This is a genomic window from Acinetobacter sp. ANC 4862 (assembly GCF_004336635.1).
Classification (GTDB): domain Bacteria; phylum Pseudomonadota; class Gammaproteobacteria; order Pseudomonadales; family Moraxellaceae; genus Acinetobacter.
The window spans coordinates 25,366-50,218 of the sequence record NZ_SJXH01000003.1; the positions used below are offsets into that span (position 1 = coordinate 25,366).

Annotated in this window: 27 protein-coding genes; 8 read left to right on the plus strand and 19 right to left on the minus strand. The window is 40.5% G+C overall.

What is annotated here, in order from left to right; all coding sequences use genetic code 11:
• Positions 1–173 precede the first annotated feature (173 nt).
• Together E0409_RS01925 and E0409_RS01930 are read right to left on the minus strand one after the other, a co-directional pair.
• Positions 174–659, minus strand: a complete 486-nt coding sequence (locus tag E0409_RS01925) for a nucleoside deaminase (RefSeq protein ID WP_131287059.1) — start codon at positions 657–659, stop codon at positions 174–176.
• Between the two features lie 158 nt (positions 660–817).
• On the minus strand, positions 818–1,873 hold the full coding sequence (locus E0409_RS01930; RefSeq protein ID WP_131287061.1) for a Rieske 2Fe-2S domain-containing protein: 1,056 nt from the start codon (positions 1,871–1,873) through the stop codon (positions 818–820).
• Between the two features lie 278 nt (positions 1,874–2,151).
• On the opposite strand from E0409_RS01930, the gene E0409_RS01935 reads away from it, so the two are divergent.
• A complete protein-coding gene (locus E0409_RS01935; protein WP_131287318.1) occupies positions 2,152–3,084 on the plus strand; it encodes a LysR family transcriptional regulator in 933 nt (310 codons plus the stop codon).
• Positions 3,085–3,361: 277 nt separating this feature from the next.
• Here E0409_RS01935 and E0409_RS01940 read toward each other — a convergent pair whose 3' ends face one another.
• Together E0409_RS01940 and hpxO are read right to left on the minus strand one after the other, a co-directional pair.
• Complete coding sequence (locus E0409_RS01940; protein WP_131287063.1) at positions 3,362–4,249, minus strand: DMT family transporter; 888 nt, start codon at positions 4,247–4,249, stop codon at positions 3,362–3,364.
• A gap of 163 nt (positions 4,250–4,412) precedes the next feature.
• A complete protein-coding gene (gene hpxO, locus E0409_RS01945) occupies positions 4,413–5,570 on the minus strand; it encodes an FAD-dependent urate hydroxylase HpxO (protein WP_131287064.1) in 1,158 nt (385 codons plus the stop codon).
• Between the two features lie 206 nt (positions 5,571–5,776).
• Between hpxO and alc the strand changes: the two genes are divergently transcribed.
• Both alc and E0409_RS01955 read left to right on the plus strand, forming a co-directional pair.
• On the plus strand, positions 5,777–6,781 hold the full coding sequence (alc, locus tag E0409_RS01950) for an allantoicase (protein WP_131287065.1): 1,005 nt from the start codon (positions 5,777–5,779) through the stop codon (positions 6,779–6,781).
• 12 nt (positions 6,782–6,793) lie between these two features.
• Positions 6,794–7,291 (plus strand): ureidoglycolate lyase, encoded by a 498-nt coding sequence (locus E0409_RS01955; RefSeq protein WP_131287320.1) that lies wholly within the window; start codon positions 6,794–6,796, stop codon positions 7,289–7,291.
• Positions 7,292–7,348: 57 nt separating this feature from the next.
• Here the strand turns inward: E0409_RS01955 and E0409_RS01960 are convergent, their stop codons facing one another.
• From E0409_RS01960 to ureE, 14 genes are all read right to left on the minus strand, one after another.
• On the minus strand, positions 7,349–8,062 hold the full coding sequence (locus E0409_RS01960; protein WP_131287067.1) for an outer membrane protein OmpK: 714 nt from the start codon (positions 8,060–8,062) through the stop codon (positions 7,349–7,351).
• Positions 8,063–8,181: 119 nt separating this feature from the next.
• The gene (locus tag E0409_RS01965) at positions 8,182–9,540 is read right to left on the minus strand and encodes a nucleobase:cation symporter-2 family protein (protein ID WP_131287068.1); all 1,359 of its coding nucleotides are present in this window, start codon (positions 9,538–9,540) and stop codon (positions 8,182–8,184) included.
• Between the two features lie 33 nt (positions 9,541–9,573).
• Positions 9,574–9,894: a hydroxyisourate hydrolase gene (uraH, locus tag E0409_RS01970; RefSeq protein ID WP_131287070.1), complete on the minus strand. Its 321-nt coding sequence runs from the start codon at positions 9,892–9,894 to the stop codon at positions 9,574–9,576.
• Positions 9,891–10,394: a 2-oxo-4-hydroxy-4-carboxy-5-ureidoimidazoline decarboxylase gene (gene uraD, locus E0409_RS01975; RefSeq protein WP_131287072.1), complete on the minus strand. Its 504-nt coding sequence runs from the start codon at positions 10,392–10,394 to the stop codon at positions 9,891–9,893. The genes uraH and uraD overlap by 4 nt, the downstream gene beginning before the upstream one ends.
• Positions 10,395–10,537: 143 nt before the next feature.
• Positions 10,538–11,500: an allantoinase PuuE gene (puuE, locus tag E0409_RS01980; RefSeq protein ID WP_131287074.1), complete on the minus strand. Its 963-nt coding sequence runs from the start codon at positions 11,498–11,500 to the stop codon at positions 10,538–10,540.
• A 79-nt stretch (positions 11,501–11,579) separates the two neighbouring features.
• Complete coding sequence (locus E0409_RS16650; protein WP_131287076.1) at positions 11,580–12,701, minus strand: hypothetical protein; 1,122 nt, start codon at positions 12,699–12,701, stop codon at positions 11,580–11,582.
• Between the two features lie 52 nt (positions 12,702–12,753).
• On the minus strand, positions 12,754–14,454 hold the full coding sequence (gene ureC, locus E0409_RS01990) for an urease subunit alpha (RefSeq protein WP_131287078.1): 1,701 nt from the start codon (positions 14,452–14,454) through the stop codon (positions 12,754–12,756).
• 41 nt (positions 14,455–14,495) lie between these two features.
• Positions 14,496–14,804, minus strand: a complete 309-nt coding sequence (locus E0409_RS01995) for an urease subunit beta (RefSeq protein ID WP_131287080.1) — start codon at positions 14,802–14,804, stop codon at positions 14,496–14,498.
• Between the two features lie 16 nt (positions 14,805–14,820).
• A complete protein-coding gene (ureA, locus tag E0409_RS02000; RefSeq protein WP_131287082.1) occupies positions 14,821–15,123 on the minus strand; it encodes an urease subunit gamma in 303 nt (100 codons plus the stop codon).
• Between the two features lie 164 nt (positions 15,124–15,287).
• Complete coding sequence (locus tag E0409_RS02005) at positions 15,288–16,178, minus strand: urease accessory protein UreD (RefSeq protein ID WP_131287322.1); 891 nt, start codon at positions 16,176–16,178, stop codon at positions 15,288–15,290.
• Between the two features lie 28 nt (positions 16,179–16,206).
• Positions 16,207–16,773 (minus strand): HupE/UreJ family protein, encoded by a 567-nt coding sequence (locus tag E0409_RS02010; RefSeq protein WP_131287084.1) that lies wholly within the window; start codon positions 16,771–16,773, stop codon positions 16,207–16,209.
• Between the two features lie 11 nt (positions 16,774–16,784).
• A complete protein-coding gene (gene ureG, locus E0409_RS02015; protein ID WP_131287086.1) occupies positions 16,785–17,399 on the minus strand; it encodes an urease accessory protein UreG in 615 nt (204 codons plus the stop codon).
• 37 nt (positions 17,400–17,436) lie between these two features.
• Positions 17,437–18,102, minus strand: coding sequence for an urease accessory protein UreF (locus E0409_RS02020; RefSeq protein WP_131287088.1), 666 nt, complete (start codon positions 18,100–18,102; stop codon positions 17,437–17,439).
• Positions 18,089–18,571, minus strand: a complete 483-nt coding sequence (gene ureE / locus E0409_RS02025; RefSeq protein WP_131287090.1) for an urease accessory protein UreE — start codon at positions 18,569–18,571, stop codon at positions 18,089–18,091. Before ureE ends, E0409_RS02020 begins: the two co-directional genes overlap by 14 nt.
• Before the next feature lie 643 nt (positions 18,572–19,214).
• Between ureE and E0409_RS02030 the strand changes: the two genes are divergently transcribed.
• The 3 genes from E0409_RS02030 to E0409_RS02040 all read left to right on the plus strand — a co-directional run bounded on the left by E0409_RS02030 (position 19,215) and on the right by E0409_RS02040 (position 21,595).
• Positions 19,215–20,363, plus strand: coding sequence for a hypothetical protein (locus E0409_RS02030; RefSeq protein WP_131287092.1), 1,149 nt, complete (start codon positions 19,215–19,217; stop codon positions 20,361–20,363).
• Positions 20,363–20,959 (plus strand): hypothetical protein, encoded by a 597-nt coding sequence (locus tag E0409_RS02035; RefSeq protein ID WP_131287094.1) that lies wholly within the window; start codon positions 20,363–20,365, stop codon positions 20,957–20,959. Before E0409_RS02030 ends, E0409_RS02035 begins: the two co-directional genes overlap by 1 nt.
• An 87-nt stretch (positions 20,960–21,046) precedes the next feature.
• Positions 21,047–21,595, plus strand: coding sequence for a hypothetical protein (locus E0409_RS02040; protein WP_131287096.1), 549 nt, complete (start codon positions 21,047–21,049; stop codon positions 21,593–21,595).
• A gap of 258 nt (positions 21,596–21,853) precedes the next feature.
• Here E0409_RS02040 and E0409_RS16445 read toward each other — a convergent pair whose 3' ends face one another.
• The gene (locus E0409_RS16445; RefSeq protein WP_165541287.1) at positions 21,854–22,036 is read right to left on the minus strand and encodes a hypothetical protein; all 183 of its coding nucleotides are present in this window, start codon (positions 22,034–22,036) and stop codon (positions 21,854–21,856) included.
• 476 nt (positions 22,037–22,512) lie between these two features.
• On the opposite strand from E0409_RS16445, the gene otsB reads away from it, so the two are divergent.
• Together otsB and E0409_RS02050 are read left to right on the plus strand one after the other, a co-directional pair.
• Complete coding sequence (otsB, locus tag E0409_RS02045; protein WP_131287098.1) at positions 22,513–23,361, plus strand: trehalose-phosphatase; 849 nt, start codon at positions 22,513–22,515, stop codon at positions 23,359–23,361.
• Positions 23,349–24,782, plus strand: coding sequence for an alpha,alpha-trehalose-phosphate synthase (UDP-forming) (locus E0409_RS02050; protein ID WP_131287100.1), 1,434 nt, complete (start codon positions 23,349–23,351; stop codon positions 24,780–24,782). The genes otsB and E0409_RS02050 overlap by 13 nt, the downstream gene beginning before the upstream one ends.
• The last annotated feature ends 71 nt before the right edge of the window (positions 24,783–24,853 follow it).

Consider the following 24,853-nt stretch of genomic DNA (forward strand, 5'->3'; position numbering starts at 1 on the left):
ATCTATTTTTAAATAGGATTTCTTTTTAATTATGCTTAGGATTAGTGCATTAAAATAAAATGCATTATATTTGGGCATTAATATCTAATTCAATCTTGAGTAAAAAATCCAGATATTAAAAATCCCTCTGCGTGAGCAGAAGGATAAAATAATACAGAGGGGATTAAAACAATTTAGCGTTCTGCCCAGAATGCCTGTTGCAATGCTGCAGTTTTTTCTTCAATTTCTGCAATTGGACCAATCAAATCAATATTTTTCTGACCATGTTCAAACACATAAGCAGATGACACACGCATGGTCGGATTTTCCACATGGTTTCCCGTACATTCTAATAGCCGTTGTTCAGTCATGCCATAAACCACTCGACCAATATTGGCCCAATAAATGGTACCGGTGCACATGCAGCAAGGCTCTACCGCAGTATATAAGGTACATTGCCATAAATATTCAGCTGGATAATTACTGGCAGCAACACGTGCCAGAGTAGACTCGGCATGATTTACCGTATCAATATTACACTGGATTAATAGCACTGTTTCATGATCCGGTCCCACCAATACTGAACCGAAAGGGTGATTTCCCAAAGACATCGCTCTGCTTCCCACCTCATTGGACAAGGTCAAAAACTGGATGATTTGAGCTTGATTGGGTCGATTCATTTTATTCCTCACCCTATACTATTTTATTCAGCAGTGATAATTAAACAGATGATCTAAAACAATCTTGTACCTTAAAATATAATAAAGTTAAAAACCAATATTATAAAATTAATTATTTATATTTAAGCTTTAACCCATATTAATAAAATTAAAACATATTAAATAATATAACGTTTACTCAACCCCCATTCGGCTAAGATTCGACGATAGGTGGTTGAAGAACGATCTGCTTCAAAATGCGCTTCCATGGAAATATCCAGGGGTAGCTCTTCGGGTTTTTGACTTTCCACCATGTCCTGATCTTCGGCAAAAATTTGTGCATTAAAGTCATATACCGCCTGTAAATCCCCTGTGGTATCGAAGTTGCGTGTCAGTGGTACAAATAAACGGGTTTTATTGTGTGAGACCGGACAACAGGCATTGAGAATTTTTAATTGTCCCTGTTCTGGGAAATGTACGGTTAGCACCGCAGAAAACGGTGGATAGACATCAAATACACGTTTCCACAAAAAGCCTTCCGGTGCTAAATCTTGCATACCATGTGGATAGTTGCTGACACTGCTGACATATTCGGTATGCAGGCCGTAATCTGTACGTTCTGTCGTGTATTTGGGTACAACCTGATTTTCAGGATCTGCGAAAGAACCCTGATGAACCCAGGCAAAATGTGCAACATCAATAAAGCCTTCCAGTTGACGGCCACTCGAACCGGCAATATCTACAAACGGCGGTAAAATTGCCTGATGATCTGGCATCTCCCAGGTATCTAAAACAGGGAAATTGGCTTTTGATTCGTCTCGGCTAAAAATACTGGTCCAAATTAAACCGTATTTTTCGACCACTGGAAATTTAGTTAAGGAAAAGCGCTCAGAAATTTTCGTCAGTTCCGGTTGGGCTGGAATTTTGATGCATTGCCCATCAGCGTTGTAATGTAAACCATGATAGGGACAGACAATATTTTCACCCGATACCCAGCCTTTGGTTAAGGGTACGCCCCGGTGTGGGCAGATATCACGAACCAGGTGAATTGCACCACTGTCTGTTTTATACAGTGCAAGTTTGACATCAAGCAGCGTCACTTGTTGCGGTTGGGTTGAAACGTCCTGAATCCATGCAACCGGATACCAGTGATGAGCCAGAATGTCCCAGTCCTGATCATCAAACTGGCTATAGCAGGGTTTGTTGAATAAATTGGTGACTGGAATGGCGTTCATATAAAACCTATAGTCTTTTTGTGGATGGTCTCTTTTTACAGGCCTTGAACATTGCAGAACTATGCAATTTTGGCTTTGCTTATCATTGAAATTACTTAATTTTTTATCATTCTGTCTATTAGAATGTTTCGTATAAATCATTCTAAAAATAAGAACACCTTCATTTTAGGTTGCTGTATTGAGCTATAGAACATCATCATTTGGCATAAAACTCGCATAAGCACAGTTATCTCAAATATCGATATAAATAAAAGGTGGTACTTCGCTTGACTAAATTGATGAATACACCTTTTTCCCGATTTTCAGAATATTTTATCGCTGTGGCGAAAACGGGCAGTTTACGTAAAGCCGCAGATCAATTATTCATTTCCGTGTCTGCCGTACACCGGCAAATCGCTTTGGCTGAAGAAGAACTCGGTATTATTTTGTTTGAGCGTTTACCCAGTGGTTTGAAACTGACCCTTGCCGGTGAATTACTTTATGCTGATGTATTGAAATGGCAAAAAGAATTCCAGCAAACCCGGATACGTTTTGATGAAATTCAGGGACTCACGCGTGGAACCATCGAGTTTGGTTTAATCTCTGCCTTAAGTGACGGGTTTGTCATGCAATCCGTGCAATATATGTATGAAAACTATCCGTGGATCAATTTTAATATTCGGGTCGCAGACAGTGAGATTATCGCCAAGAAAATTATTGAGGCAGATTTGGATTTTGGCCTGATCCTGAACCCGAAATCACATCAACACCTTGAAGTGGTTCATTTTTTAGAATTGCCTTTAGGTTTTGTGATGGGAAAATCACATCCTCTGGCTCAAGCAGAAAAGATTTATTTTTCAGATACCTTGAATGACAATCATTTTATTCCGTCAGAACCTTTAATTATTCATGACTATATACAAGCGCTGTATAAACACCATCAATTTACACCTGCACGTAAAACTGAATCGAATGATATACGCCTGATGAATACTTTAATTAAGGCGAATAGCGGTATTGGAATCTTTAGTTATCTCGATGTTTTGTCTTTTGTGGAACGTGATGAGCTGGTCTTTAAACCTATTTCAGAAAAAGGGCTACATCCGCTGACCATTGGCCTTTGTGTTGCACCGAAACGACAAATTTCACGTGTTTCCCAGTTAATGATTAAAAATATTATTGAACAAATGGAAGACTTGAAAAGCAAAGTTAAAGATATTTTCTCTACCTAAACCGTTTGTTGCTATGGCCCTTGCTCTTTTGATTGAAATTTCAATTGTTAAGGCAAAGCGATATCAACTATTTGGATTAAACATCACTGGCTATTTTTAGCGGAAATACAGGCAATGCCCGTAGGGGTATTGTCATTTCAGAGGGAAAAATCATTGAACCGATGCCCTTAGGGCAAGCATCGATCAATGCTTTCGATGAAGGTTTTGATGCGTAAATCTGGTGGTTTTAGCTAGGTTCATCTTATTAAATGGCCTATGTTTTAAGGGAGTCAGATAATCAAGCCCAGATCACCAGTATGGCAGCCACAACCACCAGTAATAATCCCCAATGCTCTGCTTTGGCCAGTTTTTCTTTAAAAAAATAAGCTGAAATTAACAGGCTAAACAAGATTTCAATTTGTCCCAGTGTTTTTACAATGGCCACCGATTGCATGCTCATGGCAGTGAACCATCCCAAGGACGCAATAAAACTGCACAGACTGACTTTGAAGGTTAAGCCTAATCTTGCCCACATGGCCTTTAAGGTCTGGCGACTGAATAAACTTAAGTAAATCAGCATACTGACACATTGAAAACCAATAATACTGAGCAATACCCAAGCTGCCCGATGAATAAATGGCAGTTGGGGCAATTCCAGACTGGCTTCACGCACCAGTAGTGAGGTAATGGCAAAGCACAGACCACTGCCTATACCAATCAATAAGGTCGGTAGGGAAAGTTTTTCTGCTCTGGATCCTCTACTGAGTAAAAAGACTGCCAGCCCCCCTAAGGCCACCCCAAACCAGCCCAGTACAGTTAAACGATCACTCAGCAATGATGCACCAATGAGCGCGGCTAAAATGGCTTCACTCTTGGCCAATCCGACACCAATGGCATAGTTTTTTTGTTTAAATAACTGCACCATTAAGGCGGTTGCAGCAATCTGACTCATCCCGGCAATGACAATATAAATGGCATAACGTGGTGTAAAGCTAACCGGGAGTGGTATGGGCTGACTCTGATATAAAAAGGCCAAGTAAAGAATGGCCAAAGGAAAACCAAAAATAAATCGCGCCAGTGTTACGCCATAGACATCAACAGTAGTACTCAGTTGCTTTTGAAATGCATTACGCCAAGCCTGCATAAATGCAGCCATAAGCGTAAACAGAATCCATGTGGATGCCATTACTTGACCTTATTAAAGCTATAAAATGCAAGTAATTTACTCCTTCATCACGGAATTAACGAATCATTTTTTTCCAAAAGGTTTTAATAATTTGAAATTTTTTGTGAGCTATGCTGATTAAAAAGCCCTTCATCAGGAAGGGCTTTTTGAGCTGAATTGAATATTAGTCCAAGGGATTACCAATAATATTGCTAATAATTCCTTTCATGATATGTGGTCCCTGTTCTTTTCGTAGTTCTTCATACCATTGCTTTGTCACATCTTCATCTTTCATATGCGTTACATCACAGCGTTTGCGTGCACGCAGCACCAATTCATTGGCACGTTCATTACGTTTGTTTTGATAACGCTTTAAGGAATCCTCCAAGCCCAAGGTGTTAATTTGCAAAGCACGAGATAAATAAATCGCATCTTCCATCGCTTGGCAGCCACCTTGGCCAATATCAGGCGTGGTACTGTGTGCAGCGTCACCAACAATCACCACGCGCCCTTTATAGTATTGTGCAAACGGTTCAATATCATGAATTTCTACACGATTGGTTTTTTGCTCATTTATATGCTCTATGAGTTTCTGAACTTGCGGGCACCATCCTGCAAAGTATTCTTTTAATAAAATTTTATAGTGACTACGATTATTTTCTAAACCCGCGGCTAGAGGCACATCAAAGAAAAAATAAAAACGATGATCTGCCACAGGCATTAATGATACACGCTTGCCCTCACCGACATAGGTCGTCCATTGATCAGCAGGTGCATACTCCTCTGAAATTTCAACCAGACCATTCCAGTTGACATAGCCTGCATAACGACGCTCAACCTGTTCACCCAATACATAAGCACGGGTACTCGAATGTGTACCATCTGCCCCGACTAACAGTTCGGTTTGCACTTGCGTTCCATCTGCAAATTGCACGGTTACCAGATCGTTGGCTTGTTTAAAGGACAACATTTTTTTGCCTAAATGAATATTGTCACGACCGAACTCATCCATCAGCATATTTTGTAAATCTGAACGCGACACCGGATATGGACGTTGTCCAACTTCTTCTATCAGGGGATGCAGGCTGAACTGCGTCATCACCTCGCCTGTTAAGCCATCCATATAGGCCAAGTTATTCATTTGTCCGCCAAGTTTCGCAATCTGATCCGTTAATCCCAGATAATTTAAACACTTAACCCCATTTGACCATAAAGAAATGGCTGCCCCCATAGGTAAAATGTGTTCTGCTTGCTCATAGATGGTGACTTGATGTCCAAACTTTTTTAGTGCAATTCCTGTGGTTAAACCGCCTATACCTGCACCAATGATTGTAATTTCCATCTATAACTCCTTTATATATTTAAGTATCTGCACCACAAAATGCTAAAAACGTGCCATTTTTTATCTCATGCACTTAAAAATTTCAAAAGTTGGCACAAGCTGTGCTTCTAAACATATGTAAAAGCTTGTTTTATCGATTGTTCAAAATGAATCACTAAACAAAACAAGTCTATTCATTTGATTAATAAAGTTAATGGAAGATATTTATGGCAACTTTGCTTGCACCAATTTTTGATATTCCTCTCCATATGCAGCAACTGACTAATCTGGCAGATGACCGAATTGGTGCAGAAATCATGGATTGTTCGGATGATTTTTTTGCTGAAGCAAAACGCATGTTGCAATTCAATCCACCCATATTTGTAGAAGACAAATTCGATCAACATGGCAAATGGATGGATGGTTGGGAAACCCGCCGCAAACGCCATGCGGGTTATGACTGGGCCATTATTAAATTAGGGGTGGCAGGCAAAATTAAAGCACTCGATATCGATACCACTTTCTTTACAGGGAACTATCCAGCTTCTGCCGCTGTAGAGGCATGCTATGCACCAGATGGAGACTTGAACAGCGTAAAATGGAAAAACATTTTAAAAAATAATATTTTAGGCCCAAGTGATCATCACATTTTTAACATTGATACCGAGCAGGTGTTTACGCATGTCCGTTTAAATATTTATCCAGATGGCGGTGTGGCACGGTTTAAAGTTTATGGTGAAGTACAACTTCAAAGGCACGGTAGCAACCAAACTTTAGACTTGTTAGCTTTAGAAAACGGTGGTCGCGTGATTGCTTATAGTGATGCGCATTTTGGTCATCCACATAATCTGATTAATCCGGGTCGTGGCATCAATATGGGCGATGGCTGGGAAACCAAGCGCCGCCGTGTGCCCGGTTTTGACTGGTGTCTTCTGGCTTTGGGTCAAAGCGGAAAGATTGAAAAAGTTGAAATTGATACCGCCCATTTTAAAGGCAACTTCCCTGCCCAAGTGTCCATACAAGCCATCTATATTGAAGATGCCACCGATCAGCAACTCATTCCCCAAAGCATGTTCTGGCCATTTTTACTGGCAGCACAAGATATGCAGATGGATCATATCCATACGTTTGTGGAGGAAATTTTGAAACAGGAAAAGGTTTCCCATATCCGGGTCAACATGATTCCCGATGGCGGTATTAGCCGGATTCGTCTCTGGGGGAAGGTGGACTAAGTAATGAATAGCATGCGTATGCCAAGCATAAAAATACAGCCTTTAAGCACTGAAAACTTTCTGCCTTATGGTGAAGTCATTGCCTGTCAGGGTAATCACTTTTTTCAGATCAATGAGCAGCAGACCGAGCGTTACCATGCTTTGGCTGAAGTAGAAAGTGATGCCAAGGTTGGACTCAGTATTTTTAAAAATATTCAGGCCACCGCCATCCCTTTTGAAATTGCAATGCTGGAAAGGCATCCTATAGGTTCACAGGCTTTTGTTCCGATGCAGGGTCAACAGTTTTTAATTGTCGTTGCCTCCTGTCTGGATCATGAACACCCAGATCTGGATCAGATTCAGGCTTTTATCAGCGATGGTAGGCAAGGCGTGAATTATCGTGCCGGAACCTGGCATCATCCCTTGCTCACTTTGGAAGCGCCGAGTGATTTTGTAGTCGTGGATCGTATAGGAACCGGAGCAAATTGTGATGTTTATACTTTTCCTGAAAAAATTCGGATAGAGTTTTAAGTGCATTAAAAAAGCCCTTTTTATAAGGGCTTTTAACTCATTGCTTCATCACTTTGCTTAGAAGTGATATTTGACCAAGGCACTGACATTATTTTCATCGGCATTTGGAATACCGAATTTGTTGTTCCAGATAGAATGTTCAATCCCCAGATATAAATTGGTGTCTGGAGAAATGTGTTTACCTACATTCCATTTCCATTGTGTGGTCCAGTTCATCTCGCTGTCATGATCATCCTCTTCTGTTGACCAGTCCAGGAAGCCATCCACCAGGAATTCTTCAGTCCCCAGTTTAAATGGTACGCCATAGGTCAATGTTAACTGGTAGTCATCATCAATATTCTCATTATTAGCTCGATAAAGATTAATGCTGGCATAACGGAAATACCGAATGTCCAGATCGAAACCTACGCCGTACAGGAAGTTATCAAAACCTTCTCCGCCTTCCCAGGTCGTTGATACCAATACATCCTTGACCGGACCAAAGGCAAGTTTCTGCCCTGACACTTCACCCAAGCTTAAACGTGGTGACAATTCAAAATAACTTGATTTAATGTCATCAGCGCCACGCATCCGGTCAATGAAGAAGAAGACATCTGCATATTTCACTTTTGCCGTATATTCAAGGGTTAAGGTGGTCTGTTTCTCATCAACCACTTCATAGTTTTCACCATAAAGTCCGGTCACGCTGAAGTCTTGCCAGATCGGTTTTGCCTGTGCCGATAGAGCGCCGAATGCGAGTAATGTTGCAACAGTAAGTTGAGTGAATTTCATAAATAAGGGTCCCCAGTAGAATGAAAAAATCACGCTATAAATTAAGCAAAAACAAAGCCAACTTTTTAATTTTTGATAAAAACCTATGACTGGAACAGGTTTATTGAAGAGGTAAAATTTTAGTGCAGTGTTTCTGCAATACTCTTTGGCGCCTCGGCATTTCGCGGTTTGAATAGGGTCAGATGGTTAAACAGCAAGTTTAAAATAATCGCCATCAAACAGGTGGAACTGATGCCTGAATGAAACAGGGTTTGAAACCATTTTGGGAAATTGGCATAGAAAGAATAATCGATAATCGGAATCATACCGGCAGCAATGGCAGTCGCGACAATGATCAGGTTTTTCTGCTCATTATAATCAATTTTTGCCAGAGTACGGATGCCACTCGCGGCCACTGTACCAAATAGTACCAATCCTGCACCACCAAGTACCGGAACCGGAATCGCTGCAATTAAACGTCCCATAATGGGCAACAGTCCTAATACCACGAGAATGATGCCGCCTGCCGCGACCACAAAACGGCTTTTTACCCCGGTAATTGCCACCAAGCCCACATTTTGTGCAAATGCACTTTGCATGAAGGATCCAAAAACTGGCGCTACTGCACTGGAGAGCATATCGGCACGTAGACCATTGGAAATACGGTCTGAATCCACTTTGGTTCCGATAATTTCACCGACCGCGATAATATCCGCAGTGGTTTCCGTCATAATGACCAAGGTTACGATCAGCATGGAAATGATGGCAGTCAGCTCAAAAGTTGGCAGTCCGAAAGCAAAGAAACTAGGTACCTGCACCCATGCACCATTACCGACTTTGCTGAAATCAACAAAACCTAAGAGATAGGCCAATACCGAACCCAATACAATCGCCAACAGGATGGATAGGCGGCGAATCGAGGCATTTCTGCTCAGATTCAGACAGATCACAATCGCCAGGGTCATGATGGCCAAACTAATATTTTCTACACTTCCCCATTCAGGTGCATTTTTATTGCCCCCCATCATCCAGCGAACCGCCACAGGTAAAAGTGACAAGCCAATAATGGTAATCACACAGCCCGTCACCACCGGCGGAAAAAAGCGGATGATCTTGGAAAAATAAGGTGCAAGGAAGAAACCAATTAATGAAGCGACAATGACTGCACCATACACTGCCGATAGACCTCCACCTGTAGTCACAATTGCGACCATGGTCGCCACACCTGCAAAGGAAACCCCTTGCACCAGCGGCAGTTTTGCACCGATATATTTCACTCCCATGGTTTGCAGAATCGTAGCCAGACCGCCTACAAATAGCGCGGCTGCAATCAATAAACCGATTTTATAGGGTTCCAATCCGGCTGCAGTTCCTACAATCAATGGCGGTGCGATAATTCCGCTGTACATGGTCAATACGTGCTGTAAACCATAGGCTGCACTTTTACCCGCACCTAAATACTCATGTTCCGGTGAAATGGTTTTATTTTCTTCGGTCATTCTTTTTCTCTCCCTCAAAGTCAAAAAATATAATTAGCTACCGCGATATGTGGAGTACGCAAACGGGCTGATCAGTAAAGGAATGTGAAAATGCTGGGATGCATCTTTCACATAGAAGTGAATGACTGCTTTAGGAAAGAAAGTATCTAGTCCCAAGCGTTCAAAATAGGCAGCAGTGGCAAATTCAAGGCTGTAATTTCCTGCTTTTAAAGCGCTTAAACCGAAGTCTGTTACCCGGCCATCGGTATTGGTAAATGCTTCGCCGAGCAAATGACCATCTTCCGCATAAAGTTTGATGGCAACCTGGGCTGCGGGTTTGCCCAGATGGGTATCTAAAATATGGGTGCTGATCATGCTTGCAGCTCCTGAGACAGTCTTAATAAAGCGATTTCAGCCAGTTGGTTGTGGACTATCCGCTTTTCGGTTTCAGAATCATTGTCCAAACGATATTTCAGGGCCTGCAGGACTTCTTCACTATTTAAACCCGCAGCCTTAATCAGGAAGATGTAGCCATATTTTTTTTCATAGGCAAGATTACCTTTAGTCAAAGCGAGCTGAGTTTCTTCATCCGCTGTAATGGATGACTGTTCACGGTTAGAAAAGCTCTTTTCGATTTCACTCAATTCAGCTTGTGCTTTTTTCTCGCCAATACGTGGGTGATTATCCAAAGCCGCTTTAATTTCATCCCATGTCCAGGTTGCTGATTGTTGTTTGGCCAACTCCATAACCGCTTCAATTGATGCATAAGGACGCTTGGCTACAATCTCGGTCGACCAGCTGGGTATTTGCACACAATGCTTTAAAAAGGTGATGGCATCTTCTGATGATGCTCGATTAAATTCAACGAGTTGCATTATTAAATCACCTGTTAATATTGAATTTTTGTTCAAAACTGGATTTGCAATAACAGTGCCAAATCTGGTTTCAGTATTATTTTTATAAAATGCATAAATCAAAAAAGAGAACATAAGGTTCTCTTTCTAAATATATTTTTTAATTATGGCGCGTGATGTTTATACCAGTGTTCAGCAATATCACCACGTCGGCAAATCCAGACCTTGTCATGACTTTGAATATAGTCCAGAAACTTTTGCAGGGCTTTAAAACGTCCCGGTCGCCCTAAAATACGGCAGTGCATCCCGATCGACAGCATTTTTGGTACAGTTTCCCCTTCAGCATAGAGCACATCAAAGGCATCTTTGAGATATTGATAGAACTGTTCACCGCTGTTAAAGCCACCTGGTGAAGCAAATTTCATGTCATTGTTATCTAAAGTATATGGGAGGATCAAATGCGGGCGTTTTTCACCCTTCGTCGTAGTCACGCTGCTCCAAAATGGTAAGTCGTCACCATAATAGTCACAGTCATATTTAATCTGGGGAAATTCAGCCAGTAGCTGCCGGGTGTTTGGACTATCACGACCTGTATACCAGCCCATTGGTGCTTGGCCAAACAGTGCTTCAAGTACACTTATTGCCTGATCCATGTGCTGACGTTCAAGTTCGATGGGCATGTCCTGATAATGCAGCCAGCGCTGTCCATGAGAAACCACGTCATAATGGGCTTCTTTGATCGCTTCGACAATATAGGGATTACGTACCAATGCCATACCCACGCCGAAAATGGTCATGGGTAAATTTCGTTTTTTAAACTCGTTATGAATCCGCCAAAAGCCAGCACGTGAGCCGTATTCATACATTGAATCCATCGACATATGTTTGTCAGGAAAACTTGCTGCGCCAATAATGTCAGATAAGAACTGTTCCGAACCGGCATCACCATGTTCAACGTGGTTTTCGCCACCTTCTTCATAATTCAGTACAAACTGTACCGCGATACGGGCTTGGTTTGGCCACTCCACTTTGGGTGGTTCGCCATGGTAGCCAATCAGGTCACGTGAATAGGGCGCGCTGCGAATGTCATCAATCAGTTCTTGGCCGCGTAAATAAGTCGTCGTCACGTTAAATCCCTAATGTGTTATATCAAATCATCAATTTTCTATAACAGCGATAAGCAATTTATGCGCCAAAAGGATTCATTTAATTCTTTCTAAATATATCCACCATTTTAGCTAATTGCTCCATACCATCAAATGTCGTTGGAATCTTGTCATCTGATGATACTAATGGTGAAAAAATGATATTTTCAAATTTTTCAAAGCCCGCTGAATTTTTCTTATGTAGTATTTCTGAATCTTCCGCATAGTTATGAATAAATTGGCAAAGTGCCATACGGAGTTCTAGTTGCATCATTTGAGATTGAATAGAACGCTTATCTTGAAGTGAGATTTTAACTAAATACAATGTAATCAAAATTAATGTTAAAAATGGGATTGTAATTAGCCACATAGCTGATGGGATATTTCCTTTGAAATATAAAAATGCGCCGATAAGAAATACAAATTCAGCAAATGGTATTAAGAACATGGTCGCTGCAATAAACGAATATGTATCTTTAGCTTTTTTTAACTCCTCTTTTTTTTGTTCGTAAAGCTGCTGAAAGCCTTTATTTAAACCTAAAAAATCATATGTTAACTTAGTCTCTGTTAATTTTTGCTCTAATTGGGAAACCGTATTTTTCTTGTCTTCAAATGAATCATCCCATTTTTCTAGTAAGTCACTTGCTTGTTTTAAGTTGACGTTCAATTCGTATAAATTTTTAATTTCACTTGAATGTAATAACTCTTTAAAAATTTGAAATGGTAAATCTCTTTCTGCAAATTTTACATACCTACCAAATTTGGGATGCTTTAAATATTTATCACTCACAAAAGTATTTACACTTGCAATCTCTAAAGAGATAGAACCATTCACTGCTCCTAAAATAAATGTAAGCTCAGAAAAATAGATATTGATGAGATTCAAACTTAATTCAAATAAATAAATGAGATCTTGATCTTGTTTGCTATTTTTATAAATCTTAATTGCTTTACTAACTTCTGATACGAAGTTTGCTACAGGTTGTTTTCTACTATATTCAATGATTTTATCAAATTCACTAAGGTCAATTTTGATGTTTAACACCTGACCTGCAGTCAAAAAGTGACTAGCTAAATTTGTAAGTTCATCAGAATTATTTTCAGTTTCTATTATATTTTTTGCAATTAATTCGACCTGTTCAAAGGTGGACTTAAATTCCTGACTTTCGAATTTAAAAGTCATCTTCACCCTTATTTCATATTAGTAAAGATGACATCTTGATCTATTTTTTCATTTAAAACAAGAAGTAACGCTGCGCCATCGGCAATACTTCCGCAGGTTCACAGGTTAAATGCACCCCATCTGCCCGCACTTCATAAATTTCTGGATCGACTTCCATGACCGGTGTATATGTGTTGTGCTTCATGTCTGCTTTAGAAATATTTCGGGTATTTTTCACTGGTGAAATTATTTTTTTAAGCCCTAATTTTTCCGCTACACCATTTTCAATACCCGCTTTCGACAAAAAGGTAATACAGGTGTTATGTACCCCTCGTACGTTTGCACCAAACATCGGACGGTAATGCACAGGCTGTGGCGTTGGAATAGAGGCATTAATATCCCCCATCGGTGCCGCGGCAATCATGCCGCCTTTAATAATCATGGAAGGTTTTACTCCAAAAAAAGCCGGCTTCCATAAGACTAAATCTGCCAGTTTACCTTCTTCCACCGAACCAATTTCATGGCTTAAACCATGGGTAATGGCCGGGTTAATCGTATATTTGGCAATATACCGCTTCACCCGATTATTATCGTGCGCGGCATTATCACCTTCAAGTACACCTCGTTGCACTTTCATTTTATGCGCAGTTTGCCAGGTGCGAATGATCACTTCACCAACACGGCCCATGGCTTGCGAATCTGAAGACATCATCGCAATTGCACCCAAGTCCTGTAAAATGTCTTCAGCTGCAATGGTTTCTCGGCGAATCCGACTTTCTGCAAAGGCGACATCTTCTGAAATAGCCGGGTCAAGGTGATGACAAACCATCAACATATCTAAATGCTCATCAATAGTGTTGATGGTATATGGACGCGTCGGATTGGTTGAAGACGGCAAAACATTGGGCTGACCAATGGCTTTTAAAATATCTGGCGCATGTCCGCCACCCGCACCTTCGGTATGATAGGTATGAATGGTCCGGTTTTTAAATGCAGCCAGAGTCTCTTCTAAAAAACCACTTTCGTTAAGCGTGTCGGTATGAATCGCGACCTGGACATCATATTCATCCGCCACCGTTAAACAATTGTCGATGGCTGCCGGGGTTGATCCCCAGTCTTCATGCAATTTTAAACCCACCACACCAGCTTCAATCTGTTCACGAATCGGATCCGGCAAACTCAAATTGCCTTTGCCGAGTAAACCAATGTTCATGGGTAAATCATCAATGGCTTGTAACATGGTGGCAATATGCCAAGGTCCCGGGGTAACTGTAGTTGCAGAAGTTCCTGCCGCCGGTCCTGTACCGCCACCAATCATGGTGGTGGTGCCAGACATGAGTGCTGTTTCAACTTGTTGCGGGCAAATCCAGTGAATATGGGTATCAATTCCACCTGCGGTGAGAATCTGTCCTTCGCCGGCAATGACTTCGGTCGCTGCACCTAAAGGAATGGTGATATTGGGCTGAATATCTGGATTTCCGGCTTTACCAATTTTCCAGATTCGGCCATTTTTCAAGCCGACATCGGCTTTGACAATACCCCACCAATCGATAATCAAGGCATTGGTAATCACTGTATCAGCAACATCTTGCGCCAAGAGTTGGGACTGCCCCATACCATCCCGAATCACTTTACCGCCGCCAAATTTGACTTCTTCGCCATAGGTGGTCAGGTCTTTTTCAACCTGAATGAACAATTCAGTATCGGCCAAACGAACGCGATCCCCAAGCGTTGGACCAAACATTTCTGCATAAGCACGGCGTGACATTTTCATACTGGCTACCTTCATTTTTTAAATTTTTAATAGGGTTTAATTTAGTCAAGTTTGCCCATGACACGACCAGCAAATCCGTAAACTTCACGCAATCCGACTAAAGCAATCAATTCAATCGAGCGACTTTGCCCTGGTTCAAAACGCACAGCGGTACCGGCAGCAATATTTAAGCGGTAACCACGCGTAGCCTCACGGTCAAATTGCAGTGCATCATTGGCTTCAAAGAAATGAAAATGTGAGCCGATTTGAATCGGTCGATCGCCCGTATTCGCTACAGACATTTTTAAAGTTTCACGACCGACATTCAGCTCGATATCGCTATCTGGAGTAATGACTTCGCCTGGAATCATAATCTTGTCCTTATTATTAAAGAATCGGCTGATGTACCGTGACCAGTTTAGAACCGTCCGGAAAAGTCGCTTCAACTTGCACTTCAGCAATCATTTCAGCAATGCCATCCATGACATCATTGCGGCTAAGTAAAGTCGTGCCGTAATGCATCAATTCACTGACGCTCATACCGTCACGCGCACCTTCAAGTAATGCCGCGGAAATAAAAGCAATCGCTTCCGGATAATTCAGTTTTAAGCCGCGAGCTTTACGACGTTCAGCCACCAAGCCGGCAGTAAAAATCAACATTTTGTCTTTTTCTGTTGGATTGAGTTCCATAAACGGTTCCTAATTCATGTATTTATGTCTAAGCAAAATGTGTGCAAGATTCGATATTTGGCGTTCTCCCTCCCAAAGGGAGGGAGAACGCTCATAACTTTGATGTTAAAAATACTCCTTCTCCCTTTGGGAGAAGGTTGGGATGAGGGTTAATAAAAATTAAACTAAGTCCGCCAAATTCTTGGAAATTCTTCTTCTAACTCAAACCAGTATCGTCGTAACCGTGCTCGGATTGCGGCAAAAGCATCGTGACATTGCCGTACATCATCCCCTAAAAAACGTGCGCAAATGACATCACCCAACACCGTCAAAGTGACATTGATTTTCATCCGGGTGATCAGCTCACGAATCACGGCAACGTATTCATCTAAGTACAGCGTAGCGCGATATTTTTCCGGTGCAACGGCCCATAAACTACCCATCACGGCCTGACCATTCATGCCCAAACATGAGCTTAACCAACGGTCATTACCGACAAAATTTAAACTGTCCGCCACCAACAATTTATTTTCACGCAGCAGCTTAAAATGATTACGGTATTGACCCTCACTAAACTGTTCTGCACAGGCTTGGCGACCAATCATCAACATATCCCAGCCAATAAAGCTCGATGTTCGATCTAACTGAATGGTGGTTTCTGAATGCGCGTGCGCTCCGTTGAATAGCATGGTTTCTTGCGGCAGCCATTCGAAAATAGCATTGTCTTTTAAACGAATCTGAATATGTTGAAAGGCCGATTTACCATTGGTTTTGTACCATTTCCCGGCACCGGGTGTAGTCACCAAGGCATGTGCATCAGCATCCACCTGCATATCAAAAGTCAGATGGTCACCCCCTGCAATACCCGCAGGAGGATGGACAATAATGGCATGACAAATCCCGCTCTTTTCCGGCCAAAGCATTTTTTGCACCCGTACAGGTCCGCTATGTTTTCGATGCGCCAAGGTCGTGCGTTGCTGCGCAGCTTGATAACGAAAGCCTAGCTCGAGGCAGGCGTACCAAAGCTGCGATGAGTTCTGTGCATCAGCAGTTTTTGAGAGGGGTAAGTTCAACATATTCATGATCAATACTGCTTAAAACGCATTAAGCCAGACCGATAACAGCAAGGATTGCAGCCAGTGCGGCTATAATTTTTCGACCATGCGGCAGGTATTTCTCAGTCAATGCACCCAAGCCTAAACCCATCAGATAAATGATCGACATCGCAGAAACCATACCCAACATGAGTTGCAGCATGTGTCCTGATTGTCCCAGTTCATTGCCATGTGCTACGCCATGGAAACTTGCGAGTAGCATGGTCGCGACAGCAAAAATACGATTGGATTTCATCAATAACGCTGTCGCCAAAACCGCTAAAGATAAAATAATGCCGTATTCTGCAAAAACATTGGGTAATACCTGCTGCTGTCCTAAAATAAAGCCTGCAATCATGGCTACCGCTAAACCGAAAAAGCCTGCGACTTTCCAGCGTTGTGTGGCTGTCCAGAGCAAGACACCGAAAGCAATCGCCATGGTTAAATGATCCAAGCCGGTAAAAGGATGGCTAAATCCATTCCAAAAACTGCTTTCATGTGCATGACCAGGATGTGCCATGGCGATCATCGGTAAGCTTCCCACGACAACAGCAAAAAATCTTTTTAACATTGACATCACACTCCTGCTTAAGCCTTAAATAAGCCTTGTTTTTCAATAAAGGAAATGATGGATTCCAGTCCATCCTTGGTTTTCATATTGGAAAATAAGAACGGTTTTTCGCCACGCATGCGTTTAGCATCTTGATCCATTACATCCAGGTTGGCACCCACCATTGGCGCCAAGTCAGTTTTATTGATGATCAGTAAGTCGGATTTGGTGATCCCGGGACCACCTTTACGTGGGATTTTTTCGCCGCCACCGACATCAATCACATACAGGGTTAAATCAGACAATTCGGGACTAAAGGTTGCCGCCAAATTGTCACCGCCACTTTCAATAATGATTAGTTCTAGACCATCGAACTTTTCACATAGGTCATCGATCGCTGCCAGGTTAATCGAGGCATCTTCACGAATTGCGGTATGTGGACAACCGCCAGTTTCCACCCCCACAATGCGATCGGGCGACATCGCTTCATTGCGGGTCAAAAAGTTGGAGTCTTCTTTGGTGTAAATGTCATTGGTGACCACAGCCATATTGTATTTTTCACGCAAGGCCTGACATAAATTTAAGGTTAATGCGGTTTTACCCGAACCGACTGGACCACCAATTCCAACACGTAATGGGCTACGTTCTGACATTTTAAATTTCCTCATTATCTTTTTAAATTTTATATATTTACGATCTGAATAATCTTGAATATTGGTTTTCATGCTGCATGCTGAGCATGGCATAGCGTGGTAAAGCGCTACTGATTTCGGCATCTTCTAAATTCAGAGCGCGCTGAATTGCGTCAGGAATAAGACCATGTAAATGCCATAAAATCCGTTGCCCGCTCATTTGACCTAAGGGTACTGTTTTGACCGCTGCCAACACTTGGTTTTCTAATACAGTGAAGGTATAAGCAGTGAGTACATCAGCTGAATTTAAGGCTAAAGTGCCACACAAATGCCCATACACCGGCATAAAACCCAGTTGTTTTTTAACCCTGACCGGTTGTTTTAAAACATCGCGGATCCAGGCATTTAAAGAAAAAGCCAATTGAGTGGATTCTGCGAGCAGCTCTTTGCTTTCACGACTAGAACGATAGAGATTTGCCCAATACTCAAATTGCGTTTCATCATCAAAGCACTGCATTAAGCGCTTAAGTAAAGGCAACTCGAAACGAACCAGCAACATCTCAAGCACTTCTTCAAAATAAGCAATGCTAGATGCCTCATCATGAATCATGCCGCGATCAATCGCAGTTTCTACTCCTTGCGAGTAGCAATATGCTCCGATCGGCAACGCCGTAGAAGACAGCGTCAGTAAACTGAGCAGCTGCGCCGCATTAGTGATGGACATGCTGTAAAGCTTTAATTGGACTTAGACGATGATCATGTTGATGCTGGGCATAGGCACCACTTTCAGGCTCAAAAGGATGTACAGTTTCTATCACGCACAGTCCTAAGCCTGTGACCATTTCAGCCAAAACATGATCGGGTTCAAAATAAAGTGCCGTAGGCGTTAACATTAAAGGCACATGGCGATTGCCCAAGTGGTAGGCGGCTTTTAACAGATCAAATTCAGTTTGTGCTGTGACTTGCATGAGTTTTTCAGCTTGTGCATTGACTTGCAACACATCGCCCTGTGCTGTTGCAATATAAGAGCCACTACGTAAAATGCCGTTGCGAGGCAAATCCGCACCAATATCAACCCCATTTTGCAAGGTTGCACGAAAACGACTCTTTTGACGCACATCAAAAGTTAATTCAATGGTTTCAAACAGCTCGTTGTGTTTAAGTTGTTCTAATCGTTGAGTATAAATTTTCATTTTTGCTCCATTTTAGTATCCCTTTATTCCACCTTCTGATCCAAAATAAAGCAATAAAAGCAGCATGGATATAAAAGTGCATCATTATGATTATTAGGCAATTTTCGTACCAAGTTTTTTTTATAGAGTCGGTTTTAGAGAAAATGTCCAAGACATTAATGAATGGTATAAATACCGAAATTGAAGCATCTTGCTGATATGCTGCTAGGTAATGTCTCCTACTTTTCTTAAGCCAAAAATAAACACCACAGTAAATCGTTAAATCTGTATGGCGGCAATTCCACTCGTAAGATCAACGCTTTCCAACAAGCACAACTTGCTTAATATAAGGTGAAATGTAGGGATGCCACTCTTGGTAGGACTAGTCGACTAATCACACGCAACGTATAAAGCATAAAATTAAATGCTTACGAAAAAAATCATCTTTGAAATAAAACGCTAACAATTGAAGCGTAAGCTACAGCACAAAACGAGTTGTTACACCAAACCAATAATCAAAAAGCGTATTGCTCAGACTGAAAAAATGGAATTCAGAAATAATTTAGCCCAAAGAGGCATTGGAGGTGGTGAACAATTTTGGAGTTGTTGCACATCAGGCTGAATACTACAAAAGCAATATAAGTTATTACCAGGAATCAATAATATGCCTATCCAAATTAAACAGAATTCACGTACACGCCACGTCCGTGATTTAGGTGAGTTCAGTGTTGTATCAGGAGCAATTCGCTTCACTGACCCTTGTTATGCCAATGATGTTTGGTGCAAAGGTTCAATGCCGGCAGCCAATGGCAAGTACCAAGCCCAGATCGGTTTTTTTCGCGATCCCTACGATGAACGCAGTATGTTGGAAAAAATCGACCAATTTAAATACCTGCTGCACTATCACGCAAAGTTTGGAGAGAAGTACAAAGATCACTTGTTCTCTTTTGAAAAACTTGTCAGTAAAGCGCGTGATCAAGCCAATTGGGATGGTAAGTTGCAAAGCGTTGAAAGAATCTTTCAATTGATCAAAGAAGAACCGGACGTTGAAAAACAACGTATCTATAAAGAATTAGCAGACGATGCGGTGGAATGGTATTCGAAGTGCTATGTGTCAGAAGAATACAATTATTGGGAAAAACAAAGTTGGTTGCTGTTTGAAATCAATTCCACTTTTGCCCACGCAAGACATTCGATCAGCACTCGTCCTTCCAAGTTCCGTGCGTTAATGCTTGACCAGCACAGCCAACACCTGACCGAAGATCAGATCAGAGAAAAGGCAAATAAAATTGAAGCGGAAGAACGACGCGACTTTATTGCCAACCTCGAAAGAAAAATCACTGACCTGCAAGACACTTATTCTGCAGGTAAACCGCTCCGTACCCACTTTTTACGCATCAAGCATGAATCCGTACCCAGCTTTAATCCGATTGAAAATGGGAAATGGCATTTCAACACTAACTTTGACGTAGGTGTTGATTCGGGACAAGCAGGATTTTTCGATGAGCTTTGGTATGAACGTTACAACGGAGATCGCAATAACCAAGACCTTAGCTCTTACTTCAACTTATGCACTTTATCATCAGGTGGTAATCATGATCGAAGTGTCAAAAAATCAATGAAAGAAGGTGGTGTATTTGATTTTGGTGCCAATTCTCACACTGCTCATGGTGACGGTTCAGCTCCCCTATTTTATCGCCTCAACAAAGCGGGTGAAGTGATTGAAGCGGCCTATCTATATGACGTGAATTTTGAGGAATGTGAAAATGCATTAAACGATAACAAAGCAACTATAAAACAGAAGGTAAAATAGTGAAAATTAACGATTTCAATAAAATCTTTCAAGTAACCGAACATCTAAGCGCAGAAGAGTCCCATTTAAACGGTTTCTCAAATGAAACCTCGAAAGTAGACGACCTAAATAAAATTACTTTTATGGTGGGTGAAAACAAGAATATAAGACTTGACACCTTAAAGAAATCTACACAGATCAACAATGAGTATGACCCTGTTTCATACCATGCAGGAAAGGTCATTTTCAAAAAAACAAATTATGAACAAGCTGTTTTGGATTTGATGAATATCGATAACGAGACTCAAAAAATTTTTAAAAAAGCAAAGTTTCAAGGTTTTGTGATTGGCTTTTGGCATGAGGACAAATTTGCATTCGCTAATATTTCGAAAGAGCTAAATGAATCTGGTCAAACCCATGCCAATGCCCACTTCTATGATTCACCTCGATACGCCACTTGCATGTCTGATCTTTCCGAGGCCGCCGAGCAGCTTGTGCATATTCAAAGTGTATCTGATGAACGTACGTTTCAAATCTTCGTGCTGTATTTAGGCGAGACAAAATCAGGCGAAATCTATTTACCGCTTCCCTTGTACTTTGAGGAAATGTTCCTTTAAAGGCAGGATTTTTTAAAGTTGGGGAACCTTGTTTTCCAACTTATTTTTCATAAATTCTAAAAATATGTTTTTTTCAAAGGGTATGATATGAACGACATCCAAGCAAAACGCAACCTATTAGAAACAGTGGACAAGTTAGTCCGTAAACCAACAACAATAAGCGAATTGGATTTGGTCAACATCTTTGTTCACTTAGGCTCAATTCTAAAAGAATCTTTCGCTGAACCTGTCGAGATCACGCCAATTTTTTCAGGTCGCAAGTCTATAGTACCTATTCCGCTTGGGGAACTAACTGCAGAAGAAAAGGAGGCTGAACGTCAAATGTTCATTCGCTTCCTCAAATTACAACCTCATGTTTTAAATATTGGCTATAACACTGAGACACAGCAGTTCCTTCTGAAAGAAGATCAGGCAGCATGGGATGCTTGGCTGTATCGTGCAATGATTGCACGCAACCTTCTTAAGTCAAGTGAAGTACCAAAAGATCTACTCGAGCGCTTCGATACACACTATAAGAAAACGCCAAAAGGTTATAAGATCTCTGAGACTGTAATCAGCTTTTGGAATTACGACTGTCAGCGTTTTATGATAGATGAAATTCAAAATGAATTTGAAACCTGGTCAAAGGCAAGTTAATAAAATAAAAATGAACAATAATAAGTTGCAAAGATAAAACCAGAAAAAAGCGCATAATTCTTGCAGGACAATCAATTTATACTGTTCCGGCAACTTAAGACCGGAAAGTGAATCGATATTTTAGGTTCTTGTTTGTTTGGTGAATCCAATCCAAGAAAAAATGTATTGCATGATGAGAGCTGTAATCCCCCATCATGCAATTTAATGTCTGAACGTACTGGAAAATACCACAAGGTTTTTACAGGATATCAAGCAGTTTTATTTTGAAACTGCACTTCCACAACCCATAGCTTGAATCTGAATTACCCGGATCAAACGCCGAATGTCATTCCCCTGTAATGACATCACAACTAAAATCACACCACTTGGCATATCATACCTGCAATTAATCAGGTTTGGTTTTGCCACACTTACGACATTCAACTTCTTCGAAATATTCATAAGTGTGCATGCAGAATAATTTACGGAAAAAGTGAAACATCTCGTTGACCTCCCGCCATAGCAATCAAGCAGTACCCCCAATTGGGTATTGTTATGTTTGGGTCTCATATATTTATATGGGGACATTAGATCGGAGTTAAAGATTTCAAGTTCAAAAGGTTGGCTGTTTTTGTTGCCTAATAGAAACATTTTTATATTTTTTAGATGATAAAAACCATTCATTAAAATAATGGGATTTACTTTAATTTAGCACTCATTAAGGTTGTTTTTTCTGATTTTTTTAATATAAAAAACCATAAATCACATTGATGAAAATGGTAAGCACATGTAAATAAAAACAAAAAATAAACAGAGTTAAAATAACAAGAAAATATGTAAACTTTATTTAAATTGTGTGGGTTTAATAATAAATTGAGGTGATCTTTAAATTTTTAATGCTATTAGTTAATAACCAGAATAAGTAGTAGATATCAAATATGCGTCATGCTACCACCCAATTTGTAAATAATGAATCTTATTCTTCAAACGTATTACAACTTATTTCTCATCATTTTTCTAAAGAAAAACAATACTGTTTATTTCTTGATATAGATGGGACACTTTCCGAATTCCATATAGATCCTTCACAAAGTTTTATTCCTAAAACTACCTTGCAAACATTGCAGCAACTTATAGATTTAGACATTACTGTTATTGCTATGACTGGGCGTTCTATAAAAGTAGCATCTCGGCTATTTTTTCCTCTTCAGCCACCCATTGCGGGGATGCATGGTTTAGAAATAAAAATGGATCAGGAAACGAAATTAAATACATGCGTTGATGAAATTGATATTTCTTTGCTCCAACACAATGTTCAAAAGGCATGCTTTGCCTATCCTCAACTGTTAATTGAAAATAAAGATTATTCAGTGGCTATTCACTATCGTCAATATCCTGAACTGGAGGAAATTGCAAAAAAAATTGCAAATGATGTCCAATGCATGCACCCCAAATTTAAAATTAATGAAGGTAAATATGTCTTTGAATTATTACCTGCGGAGGCTGATAAAGGACGGGCTATTCAAAAGATTTTAGATCATTTTAATTTCACCCATGTTTTACCCATTTTTATTGGGGATGACAAAACGGATGAATCCGGTTTTAAAATCATCAATCACTATCACGGTGTCAGTATAAAAGTTGGAGAAGAACAAACCCAAGCGCACTATCGCCTTAAAAATGTTGCAGATGTGGCTCATTTTCTGGATTTATTTTCACAATTCTTAAAAACACATTTTTCAAGACAGTCTCAAGTATCAAATGGAGAAAAAGCATGTCTAAATTAATCGTATTATCGAATCGTGTAAGTTTACCCAATCCCGACAAGTCCACTGCTGGCGGCTTAGCTGTAGCTCTACAAGATGCATTGAACGATATCGGAGGAATTTGGTTAGGCTGGAATGGAGAAAAAATTGAAAATCACCATGATCCAAATTTTAGCCCGACTGAATATGAAGGTGTTGAATACATTACCTGCCCGCTCACTGAAGCGCAATATAGCGGCTATTATTGCGGCTTTGCAAATAGTACCCTTTGGCCAGCGATGCATAACCGTGCAGACTTAATAGAATATCAACCAGAAGAATTTAAAATCTACCAACAAGTGAATCGTTTATTTGCTCATCAACTTGCTCAAATCGCTCATCCGGATGATATCATTTGGGTTCATGATTATCATTTTTTAAGTGTGGCGCATTATTGTCGTGAATTGGGTATGCAAAATAGAATCGGATTTTTTTTACATATTCCCTTTGCTGATTTAAATATCTGGAATCTACTTCCAACCGCCCACTCCCTCATTCAAGATCTTTGTCAGTATGATGTAATCGGATTACAGACTGAACTAGACCAAAAGCAATGTATGGATGTATGTCATCATTTTTTGCCATCCCAAGTCATTCATTCCAATGTGCTGAACTATAATAACCACCAGATCACTATTCAATGTTATCCAATTGGTATTAATCCAGAACTTATACAAAAAGTCGCTCAACAAAAAAAAGAGAATCCTCACCCTATCTTTGAATTTGAGGATTTAATTGATCAAAAAACAATTATTAGCGTCGATCGTATTGATTATTCCAAAGGTTTGATTGAGCGTTTTAATGCTTTTGAAGAGTTTCTGAAAAATAACCCTGAATATCATAAACACATCACCGATTTACAAATCGCCTGTCCATGCCGCATGGAGATCCCGGCATATAAAAATTTATATGCGCTTATAGATTCAAAAGTTGATTTTATTAATCACGAGTTTTCACAGGATAATTGGCAGCCTATCAATTGTAGCCATGAGACTGTAGCGCATGATGACTTGATGAAAATTTATCTTCAGTCCGATATCTGTTGGGTCAATTCATTACGTGATGGAATGAATCTGGTTGCAAAGGAGTTTGTTGCAGCACAAAATCCTGATAATCCCGGTGTTTTGATTCTTTCTAAATATGCTGGGGCCGCGGAGCAAATGTCAGAAGCCATTATTGTCGATCCTGAAAATCGTGGCGATATGATTAAGGCATTAAAGACAGCTTTAAGCATGTCAAAATCAGAGCGTTTAGAGCGGTATAAACAATTAATGCAGGGTCTAAAAAGTTTTGATATTAATGACTGGCGTAATGCTTTTTTAAAGGATCTTAGAAGAGCGCAAGTATTACCTATTTTTAAATCTCCCCTCCGAAAATCCTATAACCGAATTGTGAGTTATTAAAGATATGCATGAGATCATCTCTATATTGAGCGATAAAAAAGCCGATATATCATTTGATAGACCGGCTGTAT

What these genes read in the sequence shown, in the direction of transcription:
- E0409_RS01925 (WP_131287059.1), bottom strand. Translation starts at nt 659, where the DNA reads ATGAATCGACCCAATCAAGCTCAAATCATCCAGTTTTTGACCTTGTCC.
- E0409_RS01930 (WP_131287061.1), bottom strand. Translation starts at nt 1,873, where the DNA reads ATGAACGCCATTCCAGTCACCAATTTATTCAACAAACCCTGCTATAGC.
- E0409_RS01935 (WP_131287318.1), top strand. Translation starts at nt 2,152, where the DNA reads ATGAATACACCTTTTTCCCGATTTTCAGAATATTTTATCGCTGTGGCG.
- E0409_RS01940 (WP_131287063.1), bottom strand. Translation starts at nt 4,249, where the DNA reads ATGGCATCCACATGGATTCTGTTTACGCTTATGGCTGCATTTATGCAG.
- hpxO (WP_131287064.1), bottom strand. Translation starts at nt 5,570, where the DNA reads ATGGAAATTACAATCATTGGTGCAGGTATAGGCGGTTTAACCACAGGA.
- alc (WP_131287065.1), top strand. Translation starts at nt 5,777, where the DNA reads ATGGCAACTTTGCTTGCACCAATTTTTGATATTCCTCTCCATATGCAG.
- E0409_RS01955 (WP_131287320.1), top strand. Translation starts at nt 6,794, where the DNA reads ATGCGTATGCCAAGCATAAAAATACAGCCTTTAAGCACTGAAAACTTT.
- E0409_RS01960 (WP_131287067.1), bottom strand. Translation starts at nt 8,062, where the DNA reads ATGAAATTCACTCAACTTACTGTTGCAACATTACTCGCATTCGGCGCT.
- E0409_RS01965 (WP_131287068.1), bottom strand. Translation starts at nt 9,540, where the DNA reads ATGACCGAAGAAAATAAAACCATTTCACCGGAACATGAGTATTTAGGT.
- uraH (WP_131287070.1), bottom strand. Translation starts at nt 9,894, where the DNA reads ATGATCAGCACCCATATTTTAGATACCCATCTGGGCAAACCCGCAGCC.
- uraD (WP_131287072.1), bottom strand. Translation starts at nt 10,394, where the DNA reads ATGCAACTCGTTGAATTTAATCGAGCATCATCAGAAGATGCCATCACC.
- E0409_RS16650 (WP_131287076.1), bottom strand. Translation starts at nt 12,701, where the DNA reads ATGACTTTTAAATTCGAAAGTCAGGAATTTAAGTCCACCTTTGAACAG.
- ureC (WP_131287078.1), bottom strand. Translation starts at nt 14,454, where the DNA reads ATGAAAATGTCACGCCGTGCTTATGCAGAAATGTTTGGTCCAACGCTT.
- E0409_RS01995 (WP_131287080.1), bottom strand. Translation starts at nt 14,804, where the DNA reads ATGATTCCAGGCGAAGTCATTACTCCAGATAGCGATATCGAGCTGAAT.
- ureA (WP_131287082.1), bottom strand. Translation starts at nt 15,123, where the DNA reads ATGGAACTCAATCCAACAGAAAAAGACAAAATGTTGATTTTTACTGCC.
- E0409_RS02005 (WP_131287322.1), bottom strand. Translation starts at nt 16,178, where the DNA reads ATGTTGAACTTACCCCTCTCAAAAACTGCTGATGCACAGAACTCATCG.
- E0409_RS02010 (WP_131287084.1), bottom strand. Translation starts at nt 16,773, where the DNA reads ATGTCAATGTTAAAAAGATTTTTTGCTGTTGTCGTGGGAAGCTTACCG.
- ureG (WP_131287086.1), bottom strand. Translation starts at nt 17,399, where the DNA reads ATGTCAGAACGTAGCCCATTACGTGTTGGAATTGGTGGTCCAGTCGGT.
- E0409_RS02020 (WP_131287088.1), bottom strand. Translation starts at nt 18,102, where the DNA reads ATGTCCATCACTAATGCGGCGCAGCTGCTCAGTTTACTGACGCTGTCT.
- ureE (WP_131287090.1), bottom strand. Translation starts at nt 18,571, where the DNA reads ATGAAAATTTATACTCAACGATTAGAACAACTTAAACACAACGAGCTG.
- E0409_RS02030 (WP_131287092.1), top strand. Translation starts at nt 19,215, where the DNA reads ATGCCTATCCAAATTAAACAGAATTCACGTACACGCCACGTCCGTGAT.
- E0409_RS02040 (WP_131287096.1), top strand. Translation starts at nt 21,047, where the DNA reads ATGAACGACATCCAAGCAAAACGCAACCTATTAGAAACAGTGGACAAG.
- E0409_RS16445 (WP_165541287.1), bottom strand. Translation starts at nt 22,036, where the DNA reads ATGAATATTTCGAAGAAGTTGAATGTCGTAAGTGTGGCAAAACCAAAC.
- otsB (WP_131287098.1), top strand. Translation starts at nt 22,513, where the DNA reads ATGCGTCATGCTACCACCCAATTTGTAAATAATGAATCTTATTCTTCA.
- E0409_RS02050 (WP_131287100.1), top strand. Translation starts at nt 23,349, where the DNA reads ATGTCTAAATTAATCGTATTATCGAATCGTGTAAGTTTACCCAATCCC.